The sequence below is a fragment of the Devosia sp. genome (assembly GCF_035944845.1).
GTDB lineage: Bacteria > Pseudomonadota > Alphaproteobacteria > Rhizobiales > Devosiaceae > Devosia_A.
The window spans coordinates 86,454-94,432 of the sequence record NZ_DASZAW010000016.1 but is presented as its reverse complement, the minus strand read 5'-3'; the positions used below and the strand labels follow the sequence as shown (position 1 = coordinate 94,432).

12 protein-coding genes are annotated in these 7,979 nt (G+C 66.6%); 6 read left to right on the top strand and 6 right to left on the bottom strand.

What is annotated here, in order from left to right:
* The 4 genes from VGV07_RS03115 to VGV07_RS03100 form a co-directional block, all read right to left on the bottom strand.
* A partial coding sequence (locus VGV07_RS03115; protein WP_326867232.1) for a glycosyltransferase family 4 protein occupies positions 1 to 897 on the bottom strand: 897 nt, incomplete at its 3' end.
* Positions 894 to 1,859: a class I mannose-6-phosphate isomerase gene (locus VGV07_RS03110; RefSeq protein ID WP_326867231.1), complete on the bottom strand. Its 966-nt coding sequence runs from the start codon at positions 1,857 to 1,859 to the stop codon at positions 894 to 896. The genes VGV07_RS03110 and VGV07_RS03115, both read right to left, overlap by 4 nt.
* 55 nt (positions 1,860 to 1,914) lie before the next feature.
* Positions 1,915 to 2,055, bottom strand: a complete 141-nt coding sequence (locus tag VGV07_RS03105) for a hypothetical protein (protein ID WP_326867230.1) — start codon at positions 2,053 to 2,055, stop codon at positions 1,915 to 1,917.
* A 60-nt stretch (positions 2,056 to 2,115) separates the two neighbouring features.
* Positions 2,116 to 2,481, bottom strand: coding sequence for a hypothetical protein (locus VGV07_RS03100; protein ID WP_326867229.1), 366 nt, complete (start codon positions 2,479 to 2,481; stop codon positions 2,116 to 2,118).
* Between the two features lie 390 nt (positions 2,482 to 2,871).
* Here VGV07_RS03100 and VGV07_RS03095 point away from each other — a divergent pair, with 390 nt between their 5' ends.
* From VGV07_RS03095 to VGV07_RS03070, 6 genes are all read left to right on the top strand, one after another.
* Positions 2,872 to 3,108, top strand: coding sequence for a hypothetical protein (locus VGV07_RS03095; RefSeq protein ID WP_326867228.1), 237 nt, complete (start codon positions 2,872 to 2,874; stop codon positions 3,106 to 3,108).
* Positions 3,109 to 3,161: 53 nt separating this feature from the next.
* The gene (locus VGV07_RS03090; RefSeq protein WP_326867227.1) at positions 3,162 to 3,545 is read left to right on the top strand and encodes a response regulator; all 384 of its coding nucleotides are present in this window, start codon (positions 3,162 to 3,164) and stop codon (positions 3,543 to 3,545) included.
* Between the two features lie 42 nt (positions 3,546 to 3,587).
* Entirely contained in the window at positions 3,588 to 3,758 is a 171-nt protein-coding gene (locus VGV07_RS03085; protein ID WP_326867226.1) for a hypothetical protein, read from the top strand.
* Between the two features lie 79 nt (positions 3,759 to 3,837).
* Positions 3,838 to 4,155 carry a hypothetical protein gene (locus VGV07_RS03080; RefSeq protein ID WP_326867225.1) on the top strand — a complete coding sequence of 106 codons (318 nt, stop codon included), beginning with the start codon at positions 3,838 to 3,840 and terminating at the stop codon, positions 4,153 to 4,155.
* Between the two features lie 132 nt (positions 4,156 to 4,287).
* Entirely contained in the window at positions 4,288 to 5,208 is a 921-nt protein-coding gene (locus VGV07_RS03075; RefSeq protein WP_326867224.1) for a DMT family transporter, read from the top strand.
* A 161-nt stretch (positions 5,209 to 5,369) separates the two neighbouring features.
* Positions 5,370 to 5,630 carry a hypothetical protein gene (locus VGV07_RS03070; RefSeq protein WP_326867223.1) on the top strand — a complete coding sequence of 87 codons (261 nt, stop codon included), beginning with the start codon at positions 5,370 to 5,372 and terminating at the stop codon, positions 5,628 to 5,630.
* 65 nt (positions 5,631 to 5,695) lie between these two features.
* Here the strand turns inward: VGV07_RS03070 and VGV07_RS03065 are convergent, their stop codons facing one another.
* Together VGV07_RS03065 and VGV07_RS03060 are read right to left on the bottom strand one after the other, a co-directional pair.
* Positions 5,696 to 7,081 carry an amidase family protein gene (locus tag VGV07_RS03065; protein WP_326867222.1) on the bottom strand — a complete coding sequence of 462 codons (1,386 nt, stop codon included), beginning with the start codon at positions 7,079 to 7,081 and terminating at the stop codon, positions 5,696 to 5,698.
* Between the two features lie 350 nt (positions 7,082 to 7,431).
* Positions 7,432 to 7,941, bottom strand: coding sequence for a cytochrome b (locus tag VGV07_RS03060; protein WP_326867221.1), 510 nt, complete (start codon positions 7,939 to 7,941; stop codon positions 7,432 to 7,434).
* Between the last annotated feature and the right edge of the window lie 38 nt (positions 7,942 to 7,979).

The following is a 7,979-nucleotide window of genomic DNA, read 5'->3' as shown; positions in this document are numbered from 1 at the left end:
ATAGGCCAGCGTCCCCGAGGTCATCTGCGCCTCGTTGAGGTAGGGCGTGACGTAGACGTCGCACATCGAGATGTGATCGAGCAAAGACGGCCGGTCGACGAACTGGTTGAGGAACACCACGTGCTCGGCGATGCCGAGCCTGGCGGCACGGGCGACGAGGCCCTCGCGATAGGCCTCACCCTGTTCGCGCACCAAGGTAGGGTGGGTGGCTCCGAGCACCACGTAGACGGCGTCGGGCCGCGCCGCGAGCACCGCCGGCATGGCGTCGATCATCACCTCGATCCCCTTGTTGGGGGAGAGCAGGCCAAAGGTCAGGATCACCGTCTTGTCGGCAAAGCCGAGCCGCGCCTTGGCGGCGTCGGGTTCGACGAAGGCGACATCGGGGATGCCGTGCGGGATCACCTCGATCTGGGTCTCGAGCGCGCCATAGCTGCCGAGCAGCAGCTCGCGCCCCTTGTCGGCCATCACCACGACCCGGGCGGAGAGCGCGAGGATCTGCTCGATGACACGTCGCTGGGCCGCGGTCGGCTCGGCGAGCACGGTGTGCAGCGTCGTCACCACTGGCACCGTCAGCCGCTCGAGCAGGGTGAGGATGTAGCCCCCTGCCTCACCACCGAAAATGCCGAACTCGTGCTGCAACGACACCACGTCGAAACCGCCGGCATTGATGAAATCGGCGGCCGCGGCATAGTCGGCAAACTCCTCCTGGCGCACCTCGAAGCCGACGTCCGCCGGGTAATCGTAGTGCAGCCCGGCATCGGTCATGGCGATGATCGAGGTCTCGATGACAGGGGCACGGCCGGCCAGCGCCCCCTGCAGGTCGGTCGTGAAGGTGGCGATGCCGCAGCGGCGCGGCAGCGAATTGCCGATGAAGGCGACGCGGTGGATCGGCCTCATGAGCGGACCCCCCATGGTCGCGCTGGCGCTCCTGCCGGTGTCTTCATCTGGCGCCCCAGCCCCAGTTCGGGAAAGCGCTCGGCCATCACCTCGATGGGGATGCCGTTGCGACCGACCAGGAGGTTCGGCAGCGGGGCGTTGGCCGCGTAGCCCATCAGGCCCCGGGCGCCGCGTTCGCCGGTACGCACGGTTGCACGATGCCCTTCGAGGAACATCGCTTCGCCCGCCGCCACCTGGGTGAGGTCGAAGGCCGCCTCGCCTTCGAGGATCAGCACCCAGGTCTCGTTGCTCGCATCGATCTCCCAATGCGAATTGGGCGTCAGCTCGATGGTTTCGAGGACGAAATAGGCGCTTTGCGCCACGACATCGCGCGCCTCCGACAGCCGCAGCGGGGCCGACTGGGCGATAGCGGGACTGGCAACCGCCGCCCCAACCGCGCCATCGAGATGCAGCTCGCGTTGGCGCCCGTGGTCGAACATCCGGAAGGTGGCGTCGCTGCGCTGCTGGATTTCGGCCAGCACCAGCCCGCCGCCGATGGCGTGGATGGTGCCCGCGGGCACCAGCAACCCCTCGCCCACCGCCACATCCTGCCAGTGCAGCAGTTCGACGATCGAGCCATCCTCGATGGCGGCGCGCAGTTGCGGCCGCGTCAGTTCGCGCTTGAGGCCGAGCGCCACCTGCGCGTCTTTGTCAGCCGACAGCACGTACCAGGCCTCGGTCTTGCCGTGCGGCAGTCCGATGGAGCGGGCAAAGCTGTTGTCCGGGTGCACCTGCACCGACAATGGTTCGTCGGTGAACAGGAGCTTCAGCAGCAGCTTGGGCTCGGGGGCCTCTTTGTCAGCCCGCTGGAACCACAGTTCCCCGACCGCGGTACCATCATGACCGAATTCGCTCCACGGGCGCAGATCGGTCTTGCCCCAGGGTTTGCGGACCACCCTGACGGATGCGAGTTCCATGGTCATGGTCGTCTCCTGAGTTCAATTGCGTCGTCGTGCGGGGTACTGAACGGAGTCCCCCCTAGGTCGCCTTCCGGGTGCCAGGCGATGCTGCGGGGGCCGCCCTGTCGAGCAGCCCGCCTCCCGGCGTTGCCTTGGGGACAAGCTTCAGCTGCTTGGGCTTTTTGGCTTCGCGATTGCCGTGTTTCTGGCCCTTTGCCATAGCGGGCTCCTTCTGCACCGGGGTGCGGGGTTGGGTGGATCGGAGATGTAAAGGTGAAGCTCAGGCGGGCTGCCGGAATGCCAGCTCCGCCCGCTGCCACAGACTCGCAAGGCCGTTGCCGAGCCGCCCTGCCGGTCGCGGCAACGGGGCTCGCGACGCGTTGACGCCGAGGGCCCACCGGCTGGCGAAGAAGCCGTGGTCGGCGAGCGCCGCCGCGATGATGTCGTGCCGGGACGCGAGCAACGCGTCGTCGTCGGAAATGGTGGCGAGATAGCGCCAGGATTTACCTGTCGGATGACGCGGCAGCGCCGCGACATGATCGGCCACAACGATCAGCGACGGGCCGGACGCCCGCGCTCCGCCGCGGTTTCCTGTGGCATAAATCTCCAGAAGCACTTGAAAATCCTTGGTCTGCCCGACGCTCACATGAAATCATGGAGCATCCGTCGATAAATCAGCTCGGGCAGCGGAAAGCTCCTCATTCATGCGCCCTTGTTGACGCCATGTCCAATCTATTCCGCAAGGCACTCGAATATCAAAAAATACTTGCAGCTACAGAGATCAATCAGCCACAATCTCCAGTATCAGACTCTTTTTATTTTCGTGGCGACGTCTTGTTTTGAACGCCATTGGCGGCCATATGGGAGCAACGTTACAGCCATCGTTGGCTCCGATCGTCCGGCTCGCCGGCTGTCTGATCCCCCCTCGTTTGCAACGTTTGTCGCGCATCGCGATGCAGCTGCAGGTGCCCTCGCCCCTCTCGCATGCCGCACCGTACCCGCCGCAATTTTCAGCGTTTCTCGAGGAGGTTTCGCCATGACCACCATGTATTTCGTCCAGGGTTTCAGGGCCAAAGGGCGCAAGCTCGATGCCGATCCGCCGCAGCCGGCCCGAACCCCCGAGGCTGCAATCGCCGCCGCCGAGCGCATGGGACCGACCCGCGCCGGCGTCTGGGCCTACTCGGCCAATATCGACCAGGAAACCGACACCTACGACGAACCGCAGCTGCTGTTTCGCACCGGCACCCTGCCGCCGGGGCTGCTGGGAGACTGACCAGGCGTCTTCGACAAAGCGTCTTTCGATACCGGCCCCGAGGAGGATGAACGATGAGCGACGAGCAGACCAAGCGCATTCTCGTCCTCGAGGACGACCCGCAAACCGGGGCGCTGATCGAGACCTGCCTGACCGAGGCCGGCTACGTCGTCCACCTCGCCGAGGCGGTGCCCGGCGCCCTGCATCTGATCGACGACCTCGCCTTCGATGCGGCAGTGCTCGACTACTGCATCGGGACCAATACCGCGCTGCGGGTCGCCCAGTCGCTGCGCGTCCGGCTCATCCCCTTCGTCTTCTGCACCGCCGACGACGACCTGCCGGTCGAATTCGAAGACGTGCCGGTACTGGGCAAGCCATTCGCACCCGAGGACATGCTCGGCGTGGTTCAGAGCGTGTTCGGGCCGCCGCGCCTGACCCGCCGGGCCATCGGCGGATAGCCGCCCCCTTCCAACCATGATCCGCAACCCAAGGAGGTCACTGTGACCGACGATATGAACGACACCAAGCCGCAGCAGCAATATACCGCGGGGTTTCTCGCCAACTCATTCGGCCTGACGCTGAAGCAGGCGCGCGAAATCCTCGATCAGGCCAATGGGCTGAGGGACACCGCCGCCGAGATGGCGCGCGTGCTCCGCTACAAGCAGCCCTGAGTCCTGGCGCTATCGAAGAGTCCTGGGGCGATCGAAGCCTGCCGGCATCGGCTGGCATTTCATCCGATGAGGAGTGCCCGTGCCCGATAAACTGCGCAAAGCCAATGCCCGGGCCGCTGCCGCCAGATATGCACCCAGGCCGGATGGCTCCACCCTCACCTATGGGCTGATCGCTGTCTCGCTGCTGGCCCTGGCGCTGGCGTTTTATGGCGGCTTCTACCAGGTCGATATGCTCGCCCAACCGGTGCCGCTGGTCCTCGCAGGCCTCGGCGCCTTCTGTATCGGCGTCGCGTTCCGGCTCCGCCTGCAGCGTCGCCACACCGCAGCTTATGAAGCCGAGTACGCCCTGCGCGAAGGCGCGGGCGAGGCCGGCGCGGGTGACAGCCCCCAGGCGTGAGAGCTGGCCCCGGCTTTCCGCCGAGGCCGGCAGCCCAGCGCCCGCGGCGTCCGGCCATGGCTGTGCTCCGAGCCCAGCCCCCTCCCCGCTCTCCGCTTGCCCCTCTCCCCAAATGCCTTTATCCGCCAACGGATGACCACAGAGAGCGCAGCGGTGACCGTCGTCGACCCCAAGGGCTTCATCCTGGGTGCGATGGGCGTCGTCCTGATGTGCTGCATGGATGCGGTGGTGCGCGCGCTCGGCGCCGAACTCACCACCTTCCAGATCGTCTTCGTGCGCATGTATGGCGCCGCGATCTGGCTCTGCGCCTGGATCGCCCTCACCCGTGCCGATTGGCCGAAACTTGCCCGCTTCCGTCGGCACCTGTTGCGCGGGGCCATGCTGCTGGTCGTGGCGACGCTGTTCTTTTATGCCGCCAGTCACCTGCCGCTCGCCATCTGCACGGCGCTCGCCATGACGGCGCCCGTCTATGTCACGGTCCTCGCTGCATTGTTCTTCAAGGAGCCGATCGCGCCGCGCGGCATCATCGCGTTGGGGCTGGGCCTCCTCGGCTCGGCGGCGATCGTATTCGGCGGCAAGGTCGTCGTCCTCAACGGCGCCAACGATCTCCTCGCCTGGGGCAGCGCCGTCCTCGCGCCACTGGTCTATGCGACGACCCTGGTGGTGATGAAGCATCACTCCAAGGATGAGGGAGCGGCGGCGATGTCGCTGGGCCAGTCGCTGGTCGCCGGTACCCTGGCGCTGCCACTGGCCCTGTTTGGCGCCATTCCCGAGCTCACGCCCGCCCTCAGCTGGCAGGTGCCGCTCGTCGGCTTCCTCGGCGCCATGGGCTACCTGTTCTTCATCAACGGGCTGCAGCGCCTGCCGGTCTCGGTGTTTGCCATTCTCGATTACACGGCACTGATCTGGGCGAGCCTGCTCGGCTTCATCTTTTATTCCGAGCTCCCGGGCGCCCAGGTCTGGGTCGGGGGTGCGTTGATCATCACGGCCTGCGTGCTCACCGCCCAAAGCGTCCCCAAGCCCGCGCCCGCCCCGGCCGCACCGCCGCCCTGAGGCCTGCCCGGCACCGCTTTCAGCGCCTCGAAGCCAATCGTTGCGAGGAGCCGGAAGCCGCCTGCGAAAGGCGGCCGCTGGTTCCGTCGCAATTGCCTGGCTCCACCTGGGAACCGGATGCCCTCAAACTCATTGCTGTCCCCACAACCGGGAGACAGATCATGCGTGATGCCGTACTGGCCGGGCCGACCCCCGCCGAAATCGTTGCACTGGTTCGATTGGCCGAACAGGGCTCGGGCGTGCCGCCCCACCTGACCCTGCCGTTGATCGCCAAGGGCTGGATCATGATCACCGCCGACGGCGCTGCCCTGCTGACCCTCGCCGGCCGCGTCCTCGTCGAACGGTCGCAAACCGTCGATCTGGAACGCCTGGCAGGCGTTCCCCCCACCCTCGCCACCTGGAGTGCATCCCCCCCCGCCTGACCGCGGCGAGGAGGCTCAAGACGCGCTGGCTCGCCCGGGTACGGGCCCCTGCTCAGGGCCTCGGATCAATGGGTGTCAGCCGAGGGACCCGGTCTTCGATCGCCTGGGCCGCGTCCAGCAACAGGAACTCGCTGAACCGGCCGCCGATCAGTTGCACCCCCTGGGGCAGCCCGTCGGCCTCGCCGACCGGAACGGCGCAGGACGGCAGGCCCAGGATGTTCACCGCCAACACCCAAGCGCATGGCGTGGCGGATCTCCTTCACCCGGGCGATGTCATCGCCGGCATGCCATGGCGGCTCGCAGCAGACCGGCGACAGGACGATCGGGAACTCATCGAAGAACTGCGCCCAGGCTGCCCCCAGCTGATGGATCGCCATCCAGGTATCGAGCTGCTTTTTCTGATCGACCGGCATCATCAGTCCGTTCGCCAGCAAGGCCTCGACGAACCCCTCGGCGCCAGGCGCAACGATCGGCTGCATCTGCGGCCAGCGCAGCGCAACTTCGGCCCACATCGCATCCACCCAGGCCTGCATCGTCTCCCCGATCTGCGGCGGCTCCTGGGCGATGAGCTCGTATCCAGCATCCGCGAGCGCGGCCGCTGCGAGGTCGACGCCAGCAGCAACCTGCGGCGCGACACCCCCGCCGAGCGGGTTTCGCACCACAGCCACTTTCACCCTGCCGATCGGGGTTTGGCTGGCAAGCGGCGCTGGAACCCATCGCGGATCCCGAGCATCTCTCGCGCTGATCAAGGAGAGCGCCAGCCTGAGGTCGGCCACGCAGCGCGCCATCGGCCCCTGGCAGTTCGCCATCTGGGAAAACAGCGACGGCTCCGGCACCGTGACTGTCGCATCCGCCACACGCCCTCGCGTCGGCCGGATGGCGGTAGTGCCGCAGAACTGCGAGGGAATCCGCAGCGAGCCGCCCAGATCGTTGCCGAACCCGAGCGGTGACATGCCGGTGGCGAGCGCCACGGCCTCTCCGCCGGAAGAGCCGCCCGGTGTTCGCTCGGGATCCCATGGATTGAGCGTCCGCCCGGCAAGGCCGCTGTCGGTGTCCCAACGAAACGCGAAGTCCGGCAGGTTGGATCTCGCCAGCGGAATGGCGCCGGCCCAACGCATTCGCGCCACCAGGGGAGCGTCGCGCGCGGCGATCTGCTCGGCCATGACGCTGACCCCCCAGGTGGTCGCCGACCCCTGCACGTCGATGTTTCCCTTCACCGTGAATGGCACCCCGGCGAGCGGCCCCAACTGTTCGCCGGCCGCCACGGCCCGGTCGACCAGCTCGGCCGCCTCGCGCGCCGTATCTGCCAACGTGCTGGTAATCGCGTTGACCGTGGGGTTCACCGCCGCAATGCGGGCAAGATGCGCATCGACGACGTCGATCGAGCGAACTGCTCCGGAGCCGATCAGCCCCGCCAGTTCGACCGCGCCTAGTGAGCAGAGCCTGTCCATCCAGTTTCCCCTGGGATGGGTGACCTACGCTGATCCCGGTATCACCGAATGTTAGCGCCATGGGTCGCGGCCGGCAACTCACTCGGTGGCGGAGGGGCAGTTGGTCTGTTTTGGCCGAAGGGGACGCTCGATGCACGGGCTTCAGCTGCAGGGGGAGCGTCGCGCGCGGCGATCTGCTCGGCCAGGACGCTGACCCTCCAGGTGGTCGCCGACCCCTCGCACGTCAATGTTGCGCTTGAATCGAACCCGGCGAGCGGCCCCAACCGGTCGTATCCCGCCACCGCTCGGTCGACCAGTTCCGCCGCCTCGCGCGCCGACGCCTCCGAGGAGCCAGCGCGAGAAGGCGACTGTTAGGTTTGCGGCGGCTCCGACTTCAGTATGCGAGCGAGCGAGTTCGTGCGGAACACATAGTGCTCCGCGAGGGCGCCGAGGGCGTGGAGAAGAATGAGGGGGATGAGGATGAGGCGGCCGAGCTCGTGTAGCTCGGCGGAGAGTTCGATCCCGGTGAACCAGGCGATAGCGCCGGTCAGCGGCATGGCGAGAAGAAACGCGTAAAGCAGGACATGCGCGCCGTGTCCGAGCCAGTTGACCACCACTGGATTGGTGTCGTGCGGTTCCGGGACGCCGCGGGTGAAACGGATGATGAGGCGCAGGGCCGCAAGCCCGAGGATTGTGAGGCCGACGGTTATGTGGACCAGGGCCCCGGTTTCACCTTCGAACGGCTCGCCGTCGGTACGATCCTTGAAAGCGTCCTGGATATCCTCGTTGACCAGCAGTTGGACCACTACCAGCGCCGCAATGGTCCAGTGGAGAACGATCTGAGCGAGAGAGTAGCCCTTCGGGGCAACGCGGTCGGCCATTTTGCACTCCTGCTCTGGTTCAGCACTGCAACTCGACG